This window comes from Pseudomonas carassii (genome assembly GCF_036324045.1).
GTDB lineage: Bacteria > Pseudomonadota > Gammaproteobacteria > Pseudomonadales > Pseudomonadaceae > Aquipseudomonas > Aquipseudomonas peradeniyensis.
In genome coordinates this window covers 1-21,579 of the sequence record NZ_JAZDCT010000020.1, presented here as the reverse complement: position 1 = coordinate 21,579, position 21,579 = coordinate 1, and the positions used below count along the sequence as shown (strand labels likewise).

Annotated in this window: 21 protein-coding genes; 6 read left to right on the top strand and 15 right to left on the bottom strand. The window is 64.5% G+C overall.

What is annotated here, in order from left to right; genetic code table 11:
* Nucleotides 1–45: 45 nt before the first annotated feature.
* The 10 genes from panC to dksA form a co-directional block, all read right to left on the bottom strand.
* Nucleotides 46–909 carry a pantoate--beta-alanine ligase gene (panC, locus tag V0R62_RS15805; protein WP_330104424.1) on the bottom strand — a complete coding sequence of 288 codons (864 nt, stop codon included), beginning with the start codon at nt 907–909 and terminating at the stop codon, nt 46–48.
* A complete protein-coding gene (gene panB / locus V0R62_RS15800; RefSeq protein WP_330104423.1) occupies nt 906–1,706 on the bottom strand; it encodes a 3-methyl-2-oxobutanoate hydroxymethyltransferase in 801 nt (266 codons plus the stop codon). Before panB ends, panC begins: the two co-directional genes overlap by 4 nt.
* 250 nt (nt 1,707–1,956) lie before the next feature.
* Nucleotides 1,957–2,436, bottom strand: a complete 480-nt coding sequence (gene folK, locus V0R62_RS15795; protein ID WP_280081656.1) for a 2-amino-4-hydroxy-6-hydroxymethyldihydropteridine diphosphokinase — start codon at nt 2,434–2,436, stop codon at nt 1,957–1,959.
* 2 nt (nt 2,437–2,438) lie between these two features.
* Entirely contained in the window at nt 2,439–3,833 is a 1,395-nt protein-coding gene (locus V0R62_RS15790) for a polynucleotide adenylyltransferase PcnB (RefSeq protein WP_330104422.1), read from the bottom strand.
* A 151-nt stretch (nt 3,834–3,984) separates the two neighbouring features.
* A complete protein-coding gene (locus tag V0R62_RS15785) occupies nt 3,985–4,338 on the bottom strand; it encodes a hypothetical protein (protein WP_330104421.1) in 354 nt (117 codons plus the stop codon).
* Nucleotides 4,339–4,596: 258 nt separating this feature from the next.
* Nucleotides 4,597–6,039 (bottom strand): sigma-54-dependent transcriptional regulator, encoded by a 1,443-nt coding sequence (locus V0R62_RS15780; RefSeq protein ID WP_330104420.1) that lies wholly within the window; start codon nt 6,037–6,039, stop codon nt 4,597–4,599.
* Nucleotides 6,040–6,043: 4 nt separating this feature from the next.
* The gene (locus V0R62_RS15775; RefSeq protein WP_330104419.1) at nt 6,044–9,019 is read right to left on the bottom strand and encodes a sensor histidine kinase; all 2,976 of its coding nucleotides are present in this window, start codon (nt 9,017–9,019) and stop codon (nt 6,044–6,046) included.
* The gene (locus V0R62_RS15770; protein ID WP_003250005.1) at nt 9,003–9,179 is read right to left on the bottom strand and encodes a hypothetical protein; all 177 of its coding nucleotides are present in this window, start codon (nt 9,177–9,179) and stop codon (nt 9,003–9,005) included. Before V0R62_RS15770 ends, V0R62_RS15775 begins: the two co-directional genes overlap by 17 nt.
* Nucleotides 9,180–9,481: 302 nt before the next feature.
* Nucleotides 9,482–10,369: a tRNA glutamyl-Q(34) synthetase GluQRS gene (gene gluQRS / locus V0R62_RS15765; RefSeq protein WP_330104418.1), complete on the bottom strand. Its 888-nt coding sequence runs from the start codon at nt 10,367–10,369 to the stop codon at nt 9,482–9,484.
* 100 nt (nt 10,370–10,469) lie between these two features.
* Complete coding sequence (gene dksA / locus V0R62_RS15760) at nt 10,470–10,913, bottom strand: RNA polymerase-binding protein DksA (protein ID WP_050706966.1); 444 nt, start codon at nt 10,911–10,913, stop codon at nt 10,470–10,472.
* 212 nt (nt 10,914–11,125) lie between these two features.
* On the opposite strand from dksA, the gene V0R62_RS15755 reads away from it, so the two are divergent.
* Together V0R62_RS15755 and sfsA are read left to right on the top strand one after the other, a co-directional pair.
* Nucleotides 11,126–12,298: a pyridoxal phosphate-dependent aminotransferase gene (locus tag V0R62_RS15755; RefSeq protein ID WP_186732758.1), complete on the top strand. Its 1,173-nt coding sequence runs from the start codon at nt 11,126–11,128 to the stop codon at nt 12,296–12,298.
* A 3-nt stretch (nt 12,299–12,301) separates the two neighbouring features.
* Nucleotides 12,302–13,015: a DNA/RNA nuclease SfsA gene (gene sfsA / locus V0R62_RS15750; RefSeq protein WP_330104417.1), complete on the top strand. Its 714-nt coding sequence runs from the start codon at nt 12,302–12,304 to the stop codon at nt 13,013–13,015.
* Here the strand turns inward: sfsA and V0R62_RS15745 are convergent.
* Nucleotides 13,005–13,322: a Rieske (2Fe-2S) protein gene (locus V0R62_RS15745; RefSeq protein ID WP_330104416.1), complete on the bottom strand. Its 318-nt coding sequence runs from the start codon at nt 13,320–13,322 to the stop codon at nt 13,005–13,007. The genes sfsA and V0R62_RS15745 overlap by 11 nt on opposite strands.
* Nucleotides 13,323–13,483: 161 nt before the next feature.
* On the opposite strand from V0R62_RS15745, the gene V0R62_RS15740 reads away from it, so the two are divergent.
* The 4 genes from V0R62_RS15740 to V0R62_RS15725 are packed head-to-tail and all read left to right on the top strand — an operon-like array spanning nt 13,484 to nt 17,066.
* On the top strand, nt 13,484–14,368 hold the full coding sequence (locus V0R62_RS15740; RefSeq protein ID WP_330104415.1) for a heme/hemin ABC transporter substrate-binding protein: 885 nt from the start codon (nt 13,484–13,486) through the stop codon (nt 14,366–14,368).
* Between the two features lie 50 nt (nt 14,369–14,418).
* Complete coding sequence (locus tag V0R62_RS15735) at nt 14,419–15,402, top strand: FecCD family ABC transporter permease (RefSeq protein WP_330104470.1); 984 nt, start codon at nt 14,419–14,421, stop codon at nt 15,400–15,402.
* Entirely contained in the window at nt 15,402–16,169 is a 768-nt protein-coding gene (locus tag V0R62_RS15730) for a heme ABC transporter ATP-binding protein (protein WP_330104414.1), read from the top strand. The genes V0R62_RS15735 and V0R62_RS15730 overlap by 1 nt, the downstream gene beginning before the upstream one ends.
* Nucleotides 16,170–16,181: 12 nt before the next feature.
* Entirely contained in the window at nt 16,182–17,066 is an 885-nt protein-coding gene (locus tag V0R62_RS15725) for a ChaN family lipoprotein (RefSeq protein WP_330104413.1), read from the top strand.
* A 171-nt stretch (nt 17,067–17,237) separates the two neighbouring features.
* Here the strand turns inward: V0R62_RS15725 and V0R62_RS15720 are convergent, their stop codons facing one another.
* From V0R62_RS15720 to V0R62_RS15705, 4 genes are all read right to left on the bottom strand, one after another.
* The gene (locus tag V0R62_RS15720) at nt 17,238–17,516 is read right to left on the bottom strand and encodes a TfoX/Sxy family protein (protein WP_028691223.1); all 279 of its coding nucleotides are present in this window, start codon (nt 17,514–17,516) and stop codon (nt 17,238–17,240) included.
* Between the two features lie 342 nt (nt 17,517–17,858).
* Nucleotides 17,859–18,419 carry a DUF6708 domain-containing protein gene (locus V0R62_RS15715; RefSeq protein ID WP_330104412.1) on the bottom strand — a complete coding sequence of 187 codons (561 nt, stop codon included), beginning with the start codon at nt 18,417–18,419 and terminating at the stop codon, nt 17,859–17,861.
* A 304-nt stretch (nt 18,420–18,723) separates the two neighbouring features.
* A complete protein-coding gene (locus V0R62_RS15710; RefSeq protein ID WP_330104411.1) occupies nt 18,724–19,539 on the bottom strand; it encodes a DUF6708 domain-containing protein in 816 nt (271 codons plus the stop codon).
* The coding region (locus V0R62_RS15705; RefSeq protein WP_330104410.1) for a T6SS effector BTH_I2691 family protein at nt 19,536–21,579 on the bottom strand (2,044 nt) is incomplete at its 5' end. The genes V0R62_RS15705 and V0R62_RS15710, both read right to left, overlap by 4 nt.

The window sequence follows — 21,579 nt, the reverse complement described above, 5'->3', positions numbered from 1 at the left end:
CCTGGCGTGCGTGGGGCGGCGGTTCGCCGCGCCCACGCAGGGATCTCAGGCGGTCTGCTCTTCCAGGTGCAGGTAGATGTTGTCGATCAGCCGGGTGTTGCCCAGGTACGCCGCCGCGATTACCACCAGGTCACGGTCGTCGATCATCGCCGGGCGCAGGGTCAGGGCATGGCGCACTTCCAGGTAGTCCTTGCGCAGGCCTGCCGCTTCCAGTTGCGCCTGGCCTTCGGCGGCCAGCGCCGCGAAGTCGCGCTGCCCACGGTGCAGGGCGTCGGCGATGCAGCTCAGGGTGCGGTACAGCACCGGGGCGGTGGCACGTTGCTCCGGCGTCAGGTAGCCATTGCGCGACGACAGCGCCAGGCCGTCCTCGGCGCGCACGGTCGGCTCGCCGATGATCTGGATCGGCATGTTCAGGTCGCGCACCATGGCGCGGATCACCGCCAGTTGCTGGAAGTCCTTTTCGCCGAACACGGCCAGGTCTGGCTGGACCATGTTGAACAGCTTGCTGACCACCGTCGCCACGCCTTCGAAGTGCCCGGGGCGGCTGGCGCCGCACAGGCCTTCGGACAGCTGCGGCACGCTCACCCGGGTCTGCACCGCCATGCCATCGGGGTACATCTCCTCGACGGTGGGGGCGAACAGCAGGTGGCAGCCGGCCTGGAGCAGTGTTTCCTGGTCGGCGGCAAGGGTGCGGGGGTATTTGTCCAGGTCCTCGCCGGCGCCGAACTGCAGCGGGTTGACGAAGATGCTGGCGACCACGAAGTCGGCGCGCTGGGCGGCCTTGGTCACCAGCGCAGCATGGCCGCTGTGCAGGTTGCCCATGGTCGGCACGAAGGCGATGCGCTTGCCTTCGCCTCGGGCGCGGGCCACCGCGGCACGCAGTTCACGGACGGTCTTGACGGTATTCATGCGCTGAACCCATGTTCGCTGCCTGGGAAGCTGACGTCCTTGACCGCCCGGACATAGGCGGCCAGGGCACTCTGGATGTCCGGCTGGCCGGCCATGAAGTTCTTCACGAACTTCGGCACGCGGCCGCTGAGCGACAGCCCGAGCATGTCATGCAGGACCAGCACCTGGCCATCGGTGGCGCTGCCGGCGCCGATGCCGATCACCGGAATGCTCACCGCCTGGGTAATCTCCGCCGCCAGCTCGCTGGGCACGCACTCGAGCAGCAGCATGGCCGCGCCGGCCTGCTCCAGGGCGATGGCGTCGGCGCGCATCTGGCGGGCCTGGGCTTCCTGGCGACCCTGGACCTTGTAGCCGCCCAGCACGTTGACTGTCTGCGGGGTCAGGCCCATGTGCGCGCACACCGGCACGCCGCGTTCGGCCAGCAGGCGGATGGTCTCGCCGAGCCAGGCGGCGCCTTCGATCTTGAGCATGTGGGCGCCGGCGCGCATCAGTTCGGCGGCGTTGGCGAAGGCCTGCTCGGGGGTGGCATGGGCCATGAACGGCAGGTCGGCGAGGATCAGCGCGCCATCGTTGCCGCGTTTGACGCACGCGGTGTGGTAGGCCATGTCGCGGTTGGTGACGGGCAGGGTGCTGTCATGGCCCTGCAGGACCATCCCCAGGGAGTCGCCCACCAGCAGGACTTCCACGCCGGCCTGGCTGGCGACCTTGGCGAAGGTCGCGTCGTAGCAGGTCAGCATGGTGATTTTCTCACCCTTGGCCTTCAGGCCGTGCAGGGTGGTCAGGGTTACTTCAGGCATGTAGGGGAATCCTCGTTCAGGCGCTGTGAACAACAACTGCGTACAACGCGTGTATTCATCTTCCGGAGCGGCACATCATCGTCTGTGATGTTCGGGCACAGGTCCGTCCGAGCCTAAATGGGTGATTGCGGCAGAGTGGCGCCGCGGGACGCCTATAGTCGTGAGCGAGGTGGGGGAAGTCAACCAGCCGTGTTACCGCATTGTTACGGCACCGGTGTTACTGGCGTTACCGCCGTCGGAAACGCCCGAATTACAGGCGTTCCAGGCCGACGAACGGACAATCTTCGAGCAGCTGCGCCAGGGCGCGGCCGTCGGCGAGGCGGAATTCGGCGGGGACCAGCTCGGCGAGCGGGTAGAGCACGAAGGGGCGGGCGTGCATGTGGTAGTGCGGCACCTGCAGGCGCGGCACATCGATGACCTGGTCACCGAACAGCAGCACGTCGAGGTCGAGGGTGCGCGGGCCCCAGCGCTCCTGGCGCACGCGGCCCTGGTCGTTCTCGATGGCTTGCAGGGCGTCGAGCAGGTCCAGCGGCGCCAAGGCCGTGTCGATGGCCGCCACGGCGTTGGTGTAGCGCGGCTGGCCGGGCAGCAGCGAGTCGCTGGTGTAGAGCGCCGAGGCCGCCGCCAGGCGGGTGTCGGCGATCAGGTCCAGCGCCTGCAGGGCGCTGCGCAGCTGCTCGGCGGGCTCATCCAGGTTGCTGCCCAGGCCGATGAACGCACGGGTGCTCATGCTCAGTCCCAGGCCTGCTCGTCGTCGCGCTTGCGTTTGCCGCCGCTGCGCTTGCGTTTGCGCGGGCCGGCAGTGCCGCCGGCACCGTCGTCGCGGCTGCCAAGCTCGCGGATCATGTCGCGGCGCTGGCTGTCGTTGGCGTCCTGGTAGTCGGTCCACCATTCGCCCAGGCCGTCGGTTTCCTCGCCAGCGCTTTCACGCAGCAGCAGGAAGTCGTAGCCAGCGCGGAACCGTGGGTTGTCCAGCAGCATGTCGGCACGCTTGCCGCTGCGCCGTGGCAGGCGCTCCTGCATGTCCCAGATCTCGCGGATCGGCAGGGTGAAGCGCTTGGGGATGGCAATGCGGGCGCACTGTTCGGCGATCAGGTCGTGGGCCGCGCCGTTCATGGCCGGAATCGGCGGCACGCCTTGGCTCTGCAGGTACAGCGCGCGGCCCGGCAGGGCTGGCCAGAGCAGGGCGGCGAAGAGGAACGCCGGGGTCACCGGCTTGCCCTGCTTGACGCGCAGGTCGGTGTTGCTCAGGGCCTGGCTGATCAGGGTGTGGGTGTAGGTCGGGCGCTCTTCCAGGGCCTGGCTGCTGGCCGGGAACAGCGGCTCGAACAGTTGCAGGTCAACCAGCATCTCGAAGGTGATCGCGCCCTGGCCGTTGAGGAGCAGCTTGAGGCTTTCCTCGAACAGGCGTGCCGGCGGAATGTCACGCAGCATGGGCGCCAGCTCGCGGATCGGCTGCACGGTGTGCTTCTCGATGCCGAAGTCCAGCTTGGCGGCGAAGCGCACGGCGCGCAGCATGCGTACCGGGTCTTCCTGGTAGCGGTGCGTCGGGTCGCCGATCAGGCGCAGCAGGCGGTTACGGATGTCGTGGACACCGTTGGCGTAGTCGAGGATGCGCTCGCTGACCGGGTCGTAGTACAGGGCGTTGATGGTGAAGTCGCGGCGTTGCGCGTCTTCTTCCAGGGTGCCGTACACGTTGTCGCGCAGGATGCGGCCGCTGGCATTGTGCGACGAGCGGTGGCTATCGGACTGGTCTTCATCCGAGTGCGGGGCACGGAAGGTGGCGACCTCGATGATGTCACGGCCGAAATGCACGTGGACCAGCTTGAAGCGCCGGCCAATGATGCGGGCGTTGCGGAACTCCGCGCGGACCTGCTCGGGCGTGGCGCTGGTGGCGACGTCGAAGTCCTTGGGCGTGATGCCCAGCAGCAGGTCGCGGACACAGCCACCGACCAGGTAGGCCTGGTAACCGGCCGCCTGCAGACGCTCGACGATGCTCACGGCATGGCGGCTGAACTGGCTGCGCTGCAGCGAGTGCTGGCTCTTGTTGATCACTTCAGGCGTGGTGCGCCTGTGGTGCTGGCCACGAACGGGCGGGCGGAACGACTGGAACAGCTTCTTCAGCATGGGATGCACTGTTTGAAGGAATGATCGGCCAAGGATAGGAGAATGGCCGCATGATGGGCGGGGATTCTAGCATTTACTGGGGGAATGGTGTAGGCGGTGTGCCAAGGGCGATGCGAAAGGGAGAAACGACATGGGGAGCCGAAGCTCCCCATCAAAGTCGTTGCGTGCTCTTATTGTTTTTTTGCTGGGCTTCTTGTTTTTGTTGAATGCCCTGTCCACAAATCTCGAAGCTTGTGGACGCCCCCCAAACCGGGGGGTGAAGAGCAAACGGATTGCTTTGGTCGCCGAGTTGATGCTGATCTGTCGATCCAATCAGTTCAGGTGCTGCTTTTGAGTGCAGTTTTTGTTGTTCTCTGCCTGATCGTGGGGCAAGCCCCAAACACAACGCCTCTCCAAAAGAATCAGTTAGCTGCGCCTCCGCCGTCTTGTTCTTATTGTGCGTGAGCCGTTTCGTCTTGTTCTTATTCTGAGTTGCAGTGCTTGTTATTGTTCTTGTACCAGACATAAAGCAGATGCCGTGCCAACTTTTGAAAGCCCAATGAAATTGGGGGTTTCAGCGGTTCAGGCAGGTTTTGGGGCGGGGCAAATGTAGAAATTTCGTTACCTTACGCCTCGGGGGATGTTACGGCTGACAGGGTGGGTAACAGATTTTTGCGGGAACTGATGTGTTACCGCGCAAACGCATCGCGGAGCAAGCTCGCTCCCACAGACCAGGCAAGGCTGGCGTGGGAGCGGGCTTGCCCCGCGATCGGATTACACAGAATCAGTTGTCGCTGGTGGCGTTGCTCTTGCGCCGCGGGATACCCAGGCGTTGGCGGCGTTCCCACAGGCATTTGCGGCTGACGCCCAGCTTGCGCGCCAGCTCGGTCTCGGTCATGTGGTCCTGGTGCTCGAGAACGAAATGCTGGAAGTAGTCCTCCAGCGACAGGTCCTCGGTCGGCTCGTGACTGGCGTTGTTGGCGCTGGCCAGGCTCGGCAGGTTGTCCAGCACGTCGTCGTCTTCCAGGTCGCTCAGCTCGATGTCGATGCCCAGCAGGTCGGCGGAAATCTCCGCGCTCTCACTGAGGATCACCGCGCGCTCCACGGCGTTCTCCAGTTCGCGCACGTTGCCCGGCCAGCTGTAGTGACGGATGGCCTGCTCGGCCTCGTGGGAGAAGTGCAGGTCGTCGCGGCCGATGCGCGCGCTCTGGCGGGCGAGGAAGGCATTGGCGATCTCGTTGACGTCGCTGCCGCGCTCGCGCAGGGCCGGCAGCTTCAGGGCGATCACGTGCAGGCGGTAGTACAGGTCTTCGCGGAACTGCCCGGCCTTGGCCAGGTTCTTCAGGTCGCGGTGGGTCGCGGCGATCAGGCGCACATCGACCTTCTGCGACTGCACCGACCCGACCCGGCGGATCTCGCCCTCCTGCAGCACGCGCAGCAGGCGGGCCTGGGCTTCCAGGGGCAGTTCGCCGATCTCGTCGAGGAACAGGGTGCCGCCGTCGGCGGCCTCGACCAGGCCCGCGCGCCCGGCGCTGGCGCCGGTGAATGCGCCCTTCTCGTGGCCGAACAGCTCCGATTCGATGAGCGTTTCCGGAATCGCCGCGCAGTTCACCGAGATCATCGGCGCCTTGGCCCGGCGCGAGAGGTTGTGCAGGGCGCGGGCGACCAGCTCTTTGCCGGTGCCCGACTCGCCCTGGATCAGTACATTGGAGTCGGTCGGGGCGACCTTGCGAATCTTGACGTACATGTCCTGCATGGGCGGGCACGAGCCGATGATGCCGATCTCGCCGTTGGCGGCCGTGCTACCTGCCTTGTCGCTGGCAGCCTTGCCGTTGCCGGCGCGAGGTTCGGCGACAGGCGCGGCCGCTGGAGCGTTCTGCCGGTCGCGCAGGATGCGGGCCACGGCCTGGAGCATCTCGTCGTGGTCGAAGGGCTTGGCGATGTAGTCCACCGCGCCCATCTTCATCGAGTCCACCGCCGAGCGCAGGCTGGCGTAGCTGGTCATGATCAGCACCGGGGTGCCCTGGCCGAGCTTGATCAGCTCGGTGCCCGGGGCGCCTGGCAGGCGCAGGTCGCTGACGATCAGGTCGAAGGTGGCAATGCTGAAGCGTTCCTGGGCTTCCTGCACCGAGCCGGCTTCGCTGACCTGGTACTGGTTCCGTTCGAGCAGGCGACGCAGGGCCGAACGGATGATGGTTTCGTCTTCGACGATCAGAATGTGCGGCATTGATTCAATTCTCTCGACGGTCTCGAATTTCAGGGGACGTCGCTACGACATGCCGGGGCAGGGTCACGCGGATCCGGGTACCACGTTGGCGCTCGATGTCGGCCGGGCTGTCGATGGTGATTTGCCCATAATGCTCTTCCACGATGGAATAGACCAGAGCGAGCCCCAGTCCGGTGCCTTCGCCCGGGTCCTTGGTGGTGAAGAAGGGTTCGAAGAGGCGGTCCATGATGCTTTTCGGGATGCCGCTGCCTTCGTCCTCGACGATCAGGTCGACGGTGTGTTCGTTCACTTCGCTGCGCACGCGCACGGCGCTGCCGGGAGGGGAGGCGTCGCGGGCGTTGGAAAGCAGGTTGATCAGTACCTGGGCCAGGCGCTGCGGATCGCCCTCGACCCAGTGCTCCGGGTCGCAGAGGTTGAAGAACTGTACTTCGAAATTGCGCCGGTTCAATGCCAGCAGACCAATGGCGTCCTGCGCGACTTCGGCCAGGCACACCGGCTCCTCGCTGTTCTGCTGGCTACCGCCGGCATGGGCGAAGCTCATCAGCGACTGGACGATGCGCGACACGCGCTTGGTCTGTTCGAGGATCTGGCTGGACAGCTCGATGATCTCGCCGTCGCCCTCGCGCTCCTCGCGCAGGTTTTGCGCCAGGCAAGCGATGCCGGTGATGGGGTTGCCGATCTCATGGGCCACGCCCGCCGCCAGGCGACCGATGCTGGCCAGGCGTTCGGAGTGCACCAGCTTGTCTTCCAGCGCCTGGGTCTCGGTGAGGTCCTCGACCAGCAGCACCAGGCCGCTGTTGCCTGGGGCCAGCGGCTCGTCGATGGCCGCCTTGTGCAGGTTGAGCCAGCGCGGCTGGCCATCGAGGGCCAGGCGCTGCTTGTGCAGGTGCTCGTCGGGCACGTTGATGAAACCTTGCAGCAGGCCGCGCCAGGGCTCGCCGATGGTCACCAGGCGCGAACCGACCACGTGCTTGGCGGCGATCCCGGTGAGTTCCTCCATGGCCTTGTTCCACATCAGGATCTCCTGGTCCTTGGCCAGCGAGCACACGCCCATGGGCAGTTCCTGTAGGGTCTGGCGGTGGTAGCGGCGCAGGGCGTCGAGCTCGGCGGCAAGGCCGGTCAGGCGCGAGTGGTAGTCCTCGAGGCGGCTCTCGATGAAGTGGATGTCCTCGGTGACGTAGTTCTCGTTGCCGGACTTGTAGGGCAGGAAGGTCTCGACCATGTCCTGGGCCACGCTCGGGCCCATCAGGCCGGAGAGGTTGGCCTCGATGCGGTCGCGCAGGCGACGCAAGGCGTAGGGGCGGCGCTCGTCGAAGGGCAGGTAGAGGTCGCGCAGGGCCTGCTCGACCTCCTTCTGCGCGGCCTTGGCGCCCAGCGGCTTGGCCAGCTGGGTGGCGAACTCCTGGGGTGAGGCGGCATGCAGCTCGCGACGTTGCGGGCGACGCACGTTGTCCACCGCGCAGGCCTCTGCGGCGCTGACCTCTTCGCTGCTGGCGTTGGTGAACAGCGAGATCAGGGTGAACAGCAGGACGTTGGCCGCCAACGAGGCGATGGCCGCCATGTGCCAGCTGGTGTCGTCCAGCACGTAGATCATGTCCAGCAGCGGGATATAGAAGCCCTGCAGGTTGCCCAGCAGCGGCAGCAGCATGGTCACCATCCACACCAGCATGCCGGCCAGCAGCCCGGCGATGAAGCCGCGGCGGTTGGCGGTCGGCCAGTACAGCACCGAGAGCACGCCGGGCAGGAACTGCAGGGTGGCGACGAAGGCGACGATGCCCAGGTTGGCCAGGCTCTGGTGGGTGTTCTGGGTCAGGTAGAAGACGAAGCCGGCGGTGATGATGGCGACGATCAGCGCCCGGCGGGTCCATTTCAGCCAGCGGTAGATGTTGCCTTCGGCCGGCGGCTGGTACAGCGGCAGCACCAGGTGGTTCAGGGCCATGCCCGACAGTGCCAGGGTGGTGACGATGATCAGCCCGCTGGCGGCCGACAGCCCGCCGACATAGGCCAGCAGCGCCAGCGCTTCGTTGTTGGCGGCGATGCCCAGGCCCAGGGTGAAGTACTCGGGGTTGGTGCTGGCGCCCAGGCGCAGGCCGGCCCACAGCACCAGCGGCACGGCCAGGCTCATCAGCAGCAGGAACAGCGGCAGGCCCCAGCTGGCGCTGACCAGCGAGCGCGGGCTCAAGTTCTCGGTGAAGGCCATGTGGTACATGTGCGGCATGACGATCGCCGAGGCGAAGAACACCAGCAGCAGGGTACGCCACGGCCCTTCCTGCAGCGGCGTGTGCAGGGCGGCGAGGGCGGTCTGGTTCTGCAGCAGCCAGACTTCCAGGCCGTGTGGCCCGCCGAACACGCCGTACAGCGCATAGAGGCCGACGCCGCCCAAGGCCAGCAGCTTGATCACCGATTCGAAGGCGATGGCGAACACCAGGCCTTCGTGCTTCTCGCGGGTGGCGATATGGCGCGAGCCGAAGAAGATGGTGAACAGCACGATCAGCACGCAGAAGGCGAACGCCACCCGCGCCTTGACCGGCTCACCGGTGAGGATGCTGATCGAGTCGGCCACCGCCTGGATCTGCAGGGCCAGCAGCGGCAGCACGCCGATCAGCATGAAGATGGTGGTCAGCGCGCCGGCCCAGGTGCTGCGAAAACGAAACGCCAGCAGGTCGGCCAGCGACGACAGCTGGTAGGTGCGGGTGATCTTGAGGATCGGGTAGAGCAGCACCGGCGCCAGCAGGAAGGCACCCGACACACCCAGGTAACAGGCGAGGAAGCCGTAGCCGTACTGGTAGGCCAGGCCGACCGAGCCATAGAAGGCCCAGGCGCTGGCGTAGACGCCCAGCGACAGGGTGTAGGTCAGGGGGTGGCGGATGACCGCGCGCGGGATCAGCCCGCGTTCGCTGATCCAGGCCACGCCGAACAGCACCAGCAGATAGGCGGCGCTGATCAGGATCATCTGGGTCAGACTAAAGCTCATCGGCATCTCGTTGGCTCTGCAGGATGAAGGTGACGACGATCAGGATCAGCCAGAGCAGGTAGGGGCGGTACCAGGCACCGGTCGGTTCGATCCACCAGTCCATGATGGCCGGGGAGAACAGGTAGATCCCCACGACCAGAAGCAGGACCAAACGATAGATGTACATGCTGGCCTCGATGGGTTGGGCGCTGCGGGCTTGGACTTATTATTGGCGCAAATGGCTGGGGCGATGCTAGCGGGAATCGGTGGGGTTCGCCAAGGGGTTGAATTTGTTGGGCTTTTGATTTTGCTGAAACGCAGGGCTTGCTGTCTTGCGCGGTCCCTGTAGGAGCGGCCTTGTGTCGCGATGGGGCGCGTAGCGACCCCAGGTTTTCAGTGTTGCCTCAGATATTGCCGGGGCTGCTTTGCAGCCCATCGCGGCACAAGGCCGCTCCTACAGGGACCGCGTTGGCCGGTCGGATCAGGACATTAATGCAATTCAGCCTCGGGTACCGTCATCTGCCGCGCAATATGCTCCGGTCGCCATTGCTGCCGGGCCACCGCCAGCACCTCGGCCGGGCTGGCCTCCGCCAGTGCCGGATCGGCCGGCTGCCCCAATGCCCGCAGGGCTCGCAGCAGCAATGGCGTCGCCTGGTCCGCCTCCAGCGGTGGCGAGCGGTACGACTTGCCCAGCTTGTGCCCGTCCGGCTGCACGATCAATGGAATGTGCAGGTAACGTGGCTGCGAGAACCCCAGCAACTCCTGCAGGTACAGCTGGCGCGGCGTGTTGTCCAGCAGGTCGGCGCCACGCACGATATCGGTAACTCCCTGCCAGGCGTCATCCAGCACCACCGCCAGTTGATAGGCATACAGCCCGTCGCGACGCTGGATGACGAAGTCGCCCACCTCGCGGCCCAGGTGTTGCTCGAACGTGCCCTGGACCCGGTCGCTGAATCGGTAGATCAGCTCCGGCACCCGCAGACGGATCGCCGCGCCTTCGCGGGCGTGCCCGGCGTTGCGGCAAAAGCCCGGGTAGATGCCGTTGTGCCCCTCCAGCTGCTTGCGCGAGCAGGTGCAGGCATAGGCCAGGCCCATGTTGAACAGGCGGTCGACCACCGCGGCATAGGCATCATGGCGCTGGCTCTGGAACACCACCTCGCCGTCCCACTCCAGCCCGTAACGCTCCAGCGTCTGCAGGATCGCGTCACGGGCGCCGGGCATCTCCCGGGGCGGATCGGTGTCCTCCATGCGCAGCAGCCAGCGACCGTTCACGGCGCGGGCGTCGAGCCAGGAGGCGAGGGCGGCGACCAGCGAGCCGAAGTGCAGGAAGCCGCTGGGGGTGGGGGCGAAGCGGCCGATGTAGCGGGAGTCGTTCATGGATCGCACAGCTATATAAATGAAGACGGGGCGTACCCGTCGTAGAACGCGGGCAAGCCCGCTTCCACAACCGATACGCCCCGTCTGCGAGGGTCAGGGATCAGCCTTTACCGACAGTCTTTTCCTTCTTCTCTGCAATTTCCTTGCAGTCGAAGCACAGGTCGGCGGTCGGACGGGCCTCGAGGCGGCGCAGGCCGATCTCGATGCCGCAGGAGTCGCACCAGCCGTACTCGTCGGCCTTGATCTTGTCGAGGGTCTTGTCGATCTTCTTGATCAGCTTGCGCTCGCGATCGCGGTTGCGCAGCTCCAGGGCGAATTCTTCTTCCTGGCTGGCACGGTCCGCCGGGTCGGGGAAGTTGGCTGCTTCGTCCTTCATGTGGTCCACGGTGCGATCCACACTGACCATCAGCTCGCCTTTCCAGGCGTTGAGGAGCTTGGTGAAGTGCTTCTTCATGGGCTCGCCCATGTACTCCTCACCCTTGGTCTCTACGTAGGGTTCGACACCGTACATGGTCTGGACTTTTTGCTTTTCTACGGTGGACATGAATAGACCGCCTCTCACTCATCTGATCCAATGCGCAGGCTGCTTCCATCTCCGGCGCCCGCCGGCCCTGCGACTGCGAGCCGCCGAACTTACCAGATAGATCCAGGGTGCGCTACCCCGCCCTATGCCTGCTTTTGACAGCGGCTTGACCGGCGCGTTCGTTGGCGTGCACAGGTAGAATCACCAGTTTAGACCCAATTGAGAGAAGGCCCATGGCTCAGCCACACAGTGCGCGCAGTCGCGCCATCGAACCCTTCCACGTCATGGCCCTGCTGGCCCGTGCCAACGAGCTGCAGGCCGCGGGCCACGACGTGATCCACCTCGAGATCGGCGAGCCGGACTTCACCACCGCCGCGCCGATCGTCGCCGCCGGTCAGGCCGCCCTGGCCGCCGGGCACACCCGCTACACGGCGGCCCGTGGCCTGCCGCAGCTGCGCGAGGCGATCGCCGGGTTCTATGGCCAGCGCTACGGTGTGGACCTTGACCCGGAGCGCGTGCTCATCACCCCAGGCGGCTCTGGCGCCCTGCTGCTGGCCAGCAGCCTGCTGGTCGATCCGGGCAAGCACTGGCTGCTGGCCGACCCGGGGTATCCGTGCAACCGGCACTTCCTGCGCCTGGTCGAAGGCGGCGCGCAGCTGGTGCCGGTGGGGCCGGACGTCAATTACCAGCTGACCGCTGATCTGGTCGAGCGTCATTGGGACAAGGACACTGTCGGCGCCCTGGTCGCCTCGCCGGCCAACCCGACGGGCACGGTACTCGACCGCGACGAGCTGGCCAGCCTTTCCAGGGCCACCCGCGAGCGCCATGGGCATCTGGTGGTGGACGAGATCTACCACGGTCTCACCTACGGCATGGATGCGCCCAGCGTGCTGGAAGTGGACGATGAGGCATTCGTCCTGAACAGTTTTTCCAAATATTTCGGCATGACCGGCTGGCGCCTGGGCTGGCTGGTGGCCCCGCCGTCGGCGGTGGGTGACCTGGAAAAGCTGGCGCAGAACCTCTACATCAGTGCCCCGAGCATGGCCCAACATGCCGCGCTGGCCTGCTTCGAGCCGCAAACCCTGGCTATCCTCGAGGAACGCCGCGCCGAGTTCGCCCGTCGCCGCGACTACCTGCTGCCGGCATTGCGCGGGCTGGGCTTCGGCATCGCCGTGGAACCGCAGGGGGCCTTCTATCTGTATGCCGATATCAGCGCGTTCGGCGGCGATGCCTTCGCGTTCTGCCGGCATTTCCTGGAAACCGAGCACCTGGCGTTCACCCCGGGCCTGGACTTTGGCCGACATCAGGCCGGTCATCATGTGCGTTTCGCCTACACCCAGAGCCTGCCGCGCCTGGAAGAGGCGGTACAGCGCATCGCCCGTGGCCTGCAGAGCTGGCAGGGCTGACCGATGCAGTTTCCGCCCCTGGAACAGGCGCGCCTGCTGCGCCGCTACAAACGCTTCCTGGCCGACATCGAGTTGGCCAGTGGCGAGCAGATCACCATTCACTGCCCCAACACCGGCTCCATGCTCAATTGCATGCGCGAGGGCGGGCAGGTGTGGTTCAGCCGCTCCAACGACCCCAAGCGCAAGTTGCCCGGTACCTGGGAGATCAGCGAAACGCCCCAGGGCCGTCTGGCCTGCGTCAACACCGGGCGCGCCAACGCCGTGGTGGAGGAGGCCTTGCGCGCCGGTGTGGTCAGCGAGCTGGCCGGCTTCACCACGCTCAAGCGTGAGGTGGCCTATGGCGAGGAGCGCAGCCGGATCGACTTCTACCTGGAGTATGCCGACGGCTCCAAGGCCTATGTCGAGGTCAAGAGCGTAACCCTGGGTTACCCCGACACGCCGATGGCGGCCTTCCCCGACGCCGTCACCCAGCGCGGCGCCAAGCACCTGCGCGAGCTGGCCGCCCTGGCGCGCCAGGGCATCCGTGCGGTGCAGCTGTATTGCGTGAACCTGACCGGCATCGAGGCCGTGCGTCCTGCCGAGGAGATCGACGCCGCCTATGCCCAGGCCCTGCGCGCCGCCGTGGCGCAAGGGGTCGAGGTACTGGCCTACGGCACCCGCCTGGATGCGCAGCAACTGGTCATCGATCGCCCGCTGCCGGTGCTGCTCAATCCGTGAACCAGATGCCCTGGTTGTCTTCCCGGCAGTCCAGGGCCTCCAGCCATTCGCCCGCGCAGGGGCCGGTGATGCATTCGCCGCTTTCTATCAGGAACTGGGCCCCGTGATGGGCGCACTGGATCAGGCTCGCGCTGTCGTCGAGAAAGCTGTCCGCTGCCCAGTTCAGCGGGATGCCCCGGTGCGGGCAGCGGTTGCGGTAGAGGTGGACCTTGCCTTGGCGGCGCACGCCGAACAGCGGCACGCCGGCTACGCTGAAGGCGCGGCTGTGGCCCTCGGCGAGGTCGTTGGAGGCGCAGAGAAAATGCATTGCGGCGGAGCTTCCGGTTAAGCCGTGTGACAAAGGGATGGCTTGACGCTTCAATGCGAATAATTATCAAATTGCCCGCATTCGCCGCGCCAGGCTGTCTATGGTGCGCACTTGTGCTGCCCGCCACAAGGTGTGCTGCCCGCCCTCTGCAAAGGAATCCGATGATGCGCCGTCCCGCTGCCTTGATTGCCCTGTGCGCCGGTCTTGCCCTGTCCGCCCAAACCATGGCCGCCGAGCTGCCGCAGCGCTGGGTCAGCGCCGGTGGCGCCCTGAGCGAGTGGATCAGCGCCCTGGGCGGCGAGCAGCGGCTGGTCGGTGTCGATACCACCAGCCAGCATCCCGAGTCGCTCAAGGCGCTGCCCAGCATCGGCTACCAGCGCCAGTTGTCGGCCGAAGGCATCCTCAGCCTGCGCCCTGATGTGCTGGTGGGCACCGAGGAGATGGGGCCGCCGCCGGTGCTGGCGCAGATCCGCAAGGCCGGGGTGCGGGTCGAGCTGTTCTCCAGCAAGGCCGAGGTCGGCGCGGTGGACGAGAACCTCAAGCATTTGGGGGCGTTGCTGGGTAACGAGCAGAAGGCCGAGGCGCTGGCCGCTGACTATCGCCGGCAACTGGAGGCGCTGCACAAGCAGGTCGAGCAGGCCCAGGCCGGGCACAAGGCGCCCGGCGTCCTGCTACTGGTCGGCCATGCCGGCGCCAAGCCAATGATCGCGGGACAGGGCACCGCCGGGGACTGGGTGCTGCGCCAGGCAGGAGGCCGCAACCTCGCCGATCACCAGGGCTACAAGAACTTCTCGGTGGAGGCCCTTGCCGCGCTGAATCCGGAGGTGGTGGTGTTCTCCGACCGGGCCCTCAGCGGCGAGCAGGCCCTGCAGGCACTGATCAAGGAAAACCCGGCCCTGGCGACTTCGCGCGCGGTGCGCGACAAGCGCCTGCTGTCCCTGGACCCGACGCTGCTGGTCGGCGGCCTGGGCCCGCGCCTGCCGGCCACCCTGCATGAACTGGCCGCCAGCTTCTATCCCGCCGCCAAGGCCAGCCTAAACCCATGAGGCAGCGGGTTCGACCACGTACGTTGTTCATTACCCTGGCGTTGCTGTGCCTGCTCGCGGTCTGGCTGTCGCTGGCGCTGGGCCCGGTCAGCCTGCCGTTGCTCGATACCCTGCGCGCCGGCCTGCGCCTGGTCGGCTTGCCGGTGGCCGGCGAGAGCCTGGAGCAGGCCGAGATGATCCTCGGCCAGATCCGCCTGCCGCGCACCCTGCTGGGGCTGGCGGTCGGTGCCGTGCTGGCGTTGTCCGGCGTGGCGATGCAGGGGCTGTTTCGCAACCCGCTGGCCGACCCGGGGCTGGTCGGCGTCGCCAGCGGCGCCGCCCTGGGCGCGGCGGTGGCGATCGTCGGTGGCAGTTGGCTGGGGGGCATTCCCGACTGGTTCGCGCCTTACCTGCTGTCGCTCTGCGCCTTCGTCGGCGGCCTGGGCGTGACGGCGATGGTCTACCGCCTGGGGCGGCGTGACGGCCAGACCAACGTGGCCACCATGCTCCTGGCCGGTATCGCCATGACCGCGCTGGGCGGCTCGGCGGTGGGCCTGTTTACCTACCTGGCCGACGATGCCACCCTGCGCACCCTGACGTTCTGGAACCTGGGCAGCCTCAACGGTGCCAGCTATGAGCGGCTCTGGCCCTTGCTGCTGGTGGCTGCCGCCGTGGCCCTGTGGCTGCCGCGCCGGGCGCAGGCGCTCAACGCGTTACTGTTGGGCGAGTCGGAAGCCCGCCACCTGGGCATCGAGGTCGAAGCGCTCAAGCGCGAACTGGTGTTCTGCACGGCGCTGGGCGTGGGGGCGGCGGTTGCCGCCGCCGGCCTGATCGGCTTCATCGGCCTGGTGGTGCCGCATCTGGTGCGGCTGGTGGCCGGGCCGGATCACCGGGTGCTGTTGCCAGCGTCACTGCTGGCGGGCGGCACCCTGCTGCTGTTCGCTGACCTGATCGCGCGTCTGGCCCTGGCCCCGGCGGAGTTGCCGATTGGCATCGTCACCGCGTTCATCGGTGCGCCATTCTTCCTGTTCCTGCTGGTGAAGGTGCGCAGCTGATGCTCGACGTCCAAGGGCTCTCTCTTAAGCGCGGTGGCAGCCTTGTGCTGCACGACATCAACCTGACGCTGCGGCCCGGGCAGGTTCTCGGCGTGCTCGGGCCGAACGGCGCCGGCAAGAGCAGCCTGCTCGGTGCCCTGTGTGGCGAACTGGCGCCCAGCACCGGGCAGGTCCGCCTCGATGGCCGCAGCCTGGAGGGCTGGCCGGGCCAGGAACGGGCGCGGCGACTGGCGGTGTTGCCGCAGGTATCCAGCCTGGGCTTTGCGTTCAGTGTCGAGGAGGTGGTCGGTTTAGGTCGACTGCCCCATGCCAGCGGCCGTCAGCGTGACCGGGAGATCGTCGAGGTGGCGCTGGCGGCGGCGGATGCGGGGCACCTGGTCGAGCGCAGTTACCTGGCGCTGTCCGGCGGCGAACGCCAGCGCGTGCACCTGGCGCGGGTGCTGGCCCAGCTGTGGCCGGGTGAGCCGGGTACCACGCTGCTGCTTGACGAGCCCACCTCCGCGCTCGACCCGCTGCACCAGCACACCACGCTGCAAGCGGTGCGCAGCTTCGCCGACCGTGGCGCGGCGGTGCTGGTCATCCTGCATGACCTGAACCTGGCGGCGCGCTACTGTGACCATATCCTGCTGCTGGAGCAGGGCCGCTGCCATGCCCTGGACACGCCGCAACAGGTGCTGACGCCAACGGCGCTGCGGGCAGTGTTCGGTATCGATGTCCTGGTCCAGCCGCACCCGGAGCGCGGCCATCCGCTGATCATCACTCGCTAAGAGGCTTACTCCATGCGCCATCCCCTGCTGTCCATCTGCTTGATGCTGGCTTTGGGTGGTTGCCAGGCGAGCCTGCCACCCGTGCCGGCCTGGCAGGGTACCGAGGGCCGTGACAGCGTCCAGTTGGGGCAGATCATCGAATTGTCCAGCGGCCAAGCCTTGAGCCCTGGGCAGTTGGTCCAGCGCCTGGCCGATGCGCCACGGGTGCTGGTGGGTGAAAAGCACGACAACCCCGACCACCACCGCCTGCAGCTCTGGTTGCTGCGTGCCCTGGAGAGCCGCCGGCCACAGGGCAGCCTGCTGCTGGAAATGCTCGAGCCACGGCAGCAGGCCCTGGTCGATGCGCAGAAGGGAAAGGCGTCGCCGGCAGCCGACCTGCCCAAGGCCCTCGATTGGCAACCCGGCTGGGACTGGGCGCTGTACGGGGCGATCGTCCGCGAGGCCCTGGGCCAGCCATACCCGCTGCTGGCCGCGAACCTGTCGCAGGAGGAAGTCCGCCAGGCCTATCGTCAGCCAGCGACACCGCCGGGCGAGCGCTCCAATGCGCCGGCCGTGGTGCAGGCGCTGCTGGCTCAGGTGCGCGCTGGCCACTGCAACCTGCTGCCGGAAAGCCAGCTGCCGGCTATGTTGGCGGTGCAGCAGCAGCGCGACCGACGCATTGCCGAGCGGCTGCTGGCCGCGCCGCAACCGGCACTGCTGCTCACTGGCAGCTACCATGCGCGCAAGGACCTGGGCGTGCCCCTGCATCTGGCCGACCTCGACGCCAAGGCCGAGGGCAAGGTGCTGTTGCTGACGGAAGTGGGAGAGACGGTCGAGCCGGGCATGGCCGACTTCGTCTGGTACACCCCGGCGACACCGGAGCAGGACTACTGCGCCCAGCTGCGCAAGGCACCCTGAATCGCGGGCAAAAAAAGACCCGGCAAAGTGCCGGGTCAATAACCGTGATTAGCCTGATGAGGAGATAATCTGAGCGTCCGAACCAGGGAGCATTCAGGTTACCCAACCGGTCTCGCGACCAGTCGTGATAATCATAACGATTCTCATTTCGACGTCAATGCCTTTTGCGAATTATTTTTCGTTTTTCTGCGCCGGGCACTTCGCGTCGAGCTGTTGGTTCAGCGCTTGCTTGCGTTCGGCCGGCAGGTCGTTCCAGTGCATGTCCAGCAGGGCCCCCTCGATGGCGTACAACAACACCTTCGAAGCCCGGAATCCTCGCGTTCTCACGGCTTGATAGGCACCCACCGCGCCGAGCCGGCGCAGGTCCGAAGCACTGTGGATACCGACGGCGTGCAGCCATTGCGCGGAGGTCTTGCCAAGGTTTTTCAGATGCTGCAATTCATCGTTCATCGAGCCTCCTTGCGATGGCTGAACGGGTCGTGGGGATAAATCGCGAGCAGGTCAATGAGGAGTGTAGCGGGGGTTGGAAAATGCGCGGCCTTTTGCCATCTGTCGGCGACGGGATGCCCTTTTGCATCTGCAAACCTGGGCTTGCTGACCGAATTGATGGGGCGTAATGAGCGAGCTTACCTGCGGACGCATCGCAGTGAATTTGCTGGTAAGCCGCTCAGAGCCTCGCAGCCCAAAATAGTTTGCTTACAGGGGTTGTCGCGCCATCCATGCCCCCAGCAGGCGGGTATCGCGTGCGTTCAGTTCCTTGTCGATCCTGCACTGTGCGGTCTGCGACCGGCTTCATGTTGTTTCTTCTGGATTTGGACCGGTACGGGACTCACGGTCTATCGCTTCCGGCCATTGCACCCTGGGGGCCAGTCGGCGAATGGGGGTGAGCTCGAAGTCATTGTCCCAATCGCGGGGTGGGCGAACAAAGGTGGGAAGGGCGTCTGGGCCCTGTTGCATGAACAGTCTGATGATCTCCCAGTATTGCTTGCCATCCTCAAGGTCATGACTGAAGAACAGGCGGTCGATTATTTCGTTGGTACCTGTCTTGCGTACGGCGATGACGATATTCTCAACGAGTCCGCCGTTGCCCATAGGGGCATAAAGGCTATAGACCTCGGCGATGAGGTCGCTCCAGTTATAAACGACAGGGCGTACCCCCCAGTGCTTTTTACTGAATATTCGAACCTTGTCTTGCTTGTATTCGTAAAAGTAAACTTTTTGTCGTAGTCGGTTGAAGCGGATCGGCTCGTCGCGCGGTAGTTCAGCGTCTAAGCGTACGATAGGAATGGTCAACCAATATATAGCTGTCAGCGCGGTTAGGCTTATTATGGTGAAATTCAGTTCAATTCTCACCCTTTCGAATGCCGTTATGTATATTAAAGATAGTATTGGTAGTAGCCCTGTCAACAGGACTATGCTTCCACCGATGAGGCCGATACCTCTAACTCTTAGTGTGGATCTGGGTACCTCCATGTAGGTTTCATTTATTTTGTTTGGCGTTGGGGGGAGCACGACTGCGTTGAGATTTTGTGTGGGCTTTTCATTGGGTAGAGGTAGATTGTATTTCCACCCTAGGCCCCGGCGAGGTAGCGTATTGTTATTAATGGTCATTGACAGAGTTCCATGGATTCCTGATGGGCTGTACACGCAATCGATCTCACGTGGGGTCTCCTGTGGGATCGGTACGGGACTCACGGTCTATCGCTTCCGGCCATTGCACCCTGGGGGCCAATCGGCGAATGGGGGTGAGTTCGAAGTCATTGTCCCAATCGCGGGGCGGGCGGACAAAGGTGGGAAGGGCGTCGGGGCCCTGTTGCATGAACAGTCTGATGATCTCCCAGTATCGCTTTCCATCCTCGATGTTATGGGTGAAGAAAAGACGGTCGATGATTTCATCGGTACCTGGCTTGCGGACTGCGATAAGGACTTTCTCGACGACTCCACCATTGCCCATGGGCGCGTAGACACTACAGGCTTCGGCGATGAGGTCTTGCCAGTCGTAGGCTACGGGTCGCACCCCCCATTTCTTTCTGCTGAATATGTGGATGCGATCAAATCGAAATTCATAAAAATAGACTTTTTGCCTGAGTCGGTTGAAGCGGATTGGTTCGTCGCGTGGAAGTTCGATATCCATGCGGACAAAGAATATAGTTGCCCAATATATGCCTGCTAGTGTGATAATTGTTATTGTGATTATGTCTGCTGCGGCTTTTACGCTTCCGGCTATTATCGTTGCTACAAGAGCTGCGATTGGTAATAGCGTAATTAGGAAGCATAGTGTGCCTCCAATTATAAATACTCCTCTTATTTTGTGAGTGGATCTAGGGATTTCTATGTAGGTGTCATTTATTTTGTTTGGTGTGGGTGGTAGTAAGGCTGCGTTAGTCTTTTGTATGGGCTTTTCATTGGGGAGAGGCAGGTCGCATTTCCAGCCCAGAGGATGGCGAGGTAGGTATTCATTGGTTTTAGTCATTCGTTGATCGCCTGGATTTCTAAGTGTGCATAGGCCTCAGGAGAGTTTCGGTCTGGCCAGTAAGTCACGTTTAAAGTTGCAGCCTGTATGCTGTGCCTGCCAAGGCTTGGAGTGAGTTCTATGTGGCCGGTTATGAACTCGGTGGTAGTGGATCCACCGGAGTGCAACACGGCAGATTTTTTGCTGGTTTTTTGGCTGAGGGTATCTGTTCTGTAGTCTTTCACTTTGCGAGAGGGGCGCGACGAGGGCTTTTTCTGCGAGGTTGGCAATGGATGTAAAACCTCATGGGACCCTGTCGCGATGATCTCGCCGCTCGTGTAGTTGGACGGAACCCCATCGCCATGTCGGTGAGCGGTCAGGGACCAGTGATAGCTGTAGCTGGAGGCATCAATGTTGGGGAGGAGGATCTTGAATGTCAGCTTTTGCTCGGTGGCCGCTTGGGCAATCCATCCGATTTTAGCCGTGAGCGTGGGGTCGGCTCTTTGGGTTTCGAAATTCAGACCCGCTTCAACACCTAATGTGGCGGCGTTTAATGCTGCAAAAGCGATATCCGCATGTTCGGGGTATTCCCAATGAATGGCAGGGCTTTCATTGGCTTTGCCGAAATAACACCGCCTTGCCCAACGTTCTATTGGGCTCGATTCTCTGTTTGCTGCCCAATTGCTAGCACCGTACGCAGCCGTAGCAAGGATGATTGCTATGCCTAAAGGGCCTATCAGTACTGGACTAAATACTGCATAGACGGAATAAAATGCTCCGGCAATCGATAGTGCTACTGTAAATTTATAAGCGTACATGGCGCTTTCGTCCCCGTTCGCCCATGTTCGCTTTAAGGCAAAGACCGCTTGCGCCGTATCGTAAATACCGGCTACGGCCCCCATGACGGCACCTATCCTGACGGTTGTCCGCCCCATCTTGATGGTCGTGACCGCCCGTGCCGTCCCCGCACGCGTCAGGGGTATCCTGCTATTGATCTGCGTGGCGCCGGCCTTGATGATCAAACCCAGCGTCTCGATCCCGCCGCCAAGAATCGCCAGCTTGGACCCATGCAACGCCATCACCGCTTCCCTGGATTTCTCGCCGATCTCGATTTCCGCCTTTTCTAGATTCTTCGCCAGGCTGTCGTGGGTCAGGTACAAGCCGCCCAGGGCCAGCAGGAGCTCCCAGCTGCCCGCCACGCCGCGCATGCCGGTGAAGCTGGTGCGCACCAGCTGCGCCGCCTGTTTCGCGGTGATGCGCATGCCGTGGAGCAGTTGGCGGGCGTTGGCGTCGAGGGTTCCTGCGGCGACCGAGAGGTTGACCAGGCTGATCTGCGCGGCGTCGCTGAGCTGGTTGACGCGCAGACCGGCTTCCTGGGCCAGGCGCTCCTGCAGCACGTCGGCGGTGCCCTCGACCCAGACGCTGACGGTGATGACGCTGTGCGCCAGCTTCGGGTCGAGCACCGCCAGGCTCAGCAGCCCGTGCTGGATGACCGGCCGCACCCAGCGTCTGGACGCGCTCACCCCTTCGTCGAATTCGCGCAGGCCCAGGAGCATGCGTTCACGGGCTTTGGCGGTCTGCGCGCTGGCCTTGTGCTGCAGCTCGCGCAAGTGGGCGCTCTGCAGGGCGTAGTACTCGCTGAGCTTCATCTGCACCTGCAGCTCGATCAGTTGTACGCCGTTGTACAGCCACTGGCTGGCGCTGTTCAGGCGCATCACGGCGCGCTGCACGCCGGGCGGCAGCAGGGGCTTCAGGCGCAGGCTGGCGCCATTGATCGCGCCTTGCATCTCGGCGATGGCCTGGCGCAGGGTGTCACGCAGGTTCAAGCCGGCATCGTCACTGGCGATGACCTTGCTCAGCGCCCCATAGAGCTTCTCGCTGTCGCCCCAGTCGGTGGGGTCGGTGGTGGAGAAACTGGGCAACAGCGCGGCGAGCAAGGCGCGGTCGCGCAGGAGCACGGCGCGGTAGGGCGGGCTGTTGGGATCCTGCAGCCAGCGCTGCCACAGCGCCGCGCTGCTGCCCGGGGCAGGGGCGCGGGCTTCGCCGTCCGCGTCGGGGGCT

Bases quoted from the DNA above. Each gene is read 5' to 3' on its own strand.
- panC (WP_330104424.1), bottom strand. From the start codon at position 909: ATGAATACCGTCAAGACCGTCCGTGAACTGCGTGCCGCGGTGGCCCGC.
- panB (WP_330104423.1), bottom strand. From the start codon at position 1,706: ATGCCTGAAGTAACCCTGACCACCCTGCACGGCCTGAAGGCCAAGGGT.
- folK (WP_280081656.1), bottom strand. From the start codon at position 2,436: ATGAGCACCCGTGCGTTCATCGGCCTGGGCAGCAACCTGGATGAGCCC.
- V0R62_RS15790 (WP_330104422.1), bottom strand. From the start codon at position 3,833: ATGCTGAAGAAGCTGTTCCAGTCGTTCCGCCCGCCCGTTCGTGGCCAG.
- V0R62_RS15785 (WP_330104421.1), bottom strand. From the start codon at position 4,338: ATGTCTGGTACAAGAACAATAACAAGCACTGCAACTCAGAATAAGAAC.
- V0R62_RS15780 (WP_330104420.1), bottom strand. From the start codon at position 6,039: ATGCCGCACATTCTGATCGTCGAAGACGAAACCATCATCCGTTCGGCC.
- V0R62_RS15775 (WP_330104419.1), bottom strand. From the start codon at position 9,019: ATGCCGATGAGCTTTAGTCTGACCCAGATGATCCTGATCAGCGCCGCC.
- V0R62_RS15770 (WP_003250005.1), bottom strand. From the start codon at position 9,179: ATGTACATCTATCGTTTGGTCCTGCTTCTGGTCGTGGGGATCTACCTG.
- gluQRS (WP_330104418.1), bottom strand. From the start codon at position 10,369: ATGAACGACTCCCGCTACATCGGCCGCTTCGCCCCCACCCCCAGCGGC.
- dksA (WP_050706966.1), bottom strand. From the start codon at position 10,913: ATGTCCACCGTAGAAAAGCAAAAAGTCCAGACCATGTACGGTGTCGAA.
- V0R62_RS15755 (WP_186732758.1), top strand. From the start codon at position 11,126: ATGGCTCAGCCACACAGTGCGCGCAGTCGCGCCATCGAACCCTTCCAC.
- sfsA (WP_330104417.1), top strand. From the start codon at position 12,302: ATGCAGTTTCCGCCCCTGGAACAGGCGCGCCTGCTGCGCCGCTACAAA.
- V0R62_RS15745 (WP_330104416.1), bottom strand. From the start codon at position 13,322: ATGCATTTTCTCTGCGCCTCCAACGACCTCGCCGAGGGCCACAGCCGC.
- V0R62_RS15740 (WP_330104415.1), top strand. From the start codon at position 13,484: ATGATGCGCCGTCCCGCTGCCTTGATTGCCCTGTGCGCCGGTCTTGCC.
- V0R62_RS15730 (WP_330104414.1), top strand. From the start codon at position 15,402: ATGCTCGACGTCCAAGGGCTCTCTCTTAAGCGCGGTGGCAGCCTTGTG.
- V0R62_RS15725 (WP_330104413.1), top strand. From the start codon at position 16,182: ATGCGCCATCCCCTGCTGTCCATCTGCTTGATGCTGGCTTTGGGTGGT.
- V0R62_RS15720 (WP_028691223.1), bottom strand. From the start codon at position 17,516: ATGAACGATGAATTGCAGCATCTGAAAAACCTTGGCAAGACCTCCGCG.
- V0R62_RS15710 (WP_330104411.1), bottom strand. From the start codon at position 19,539: ATGACTAAAACCAATGAATACCTACCTCGCCATCCTCTGGGCTGGAAA.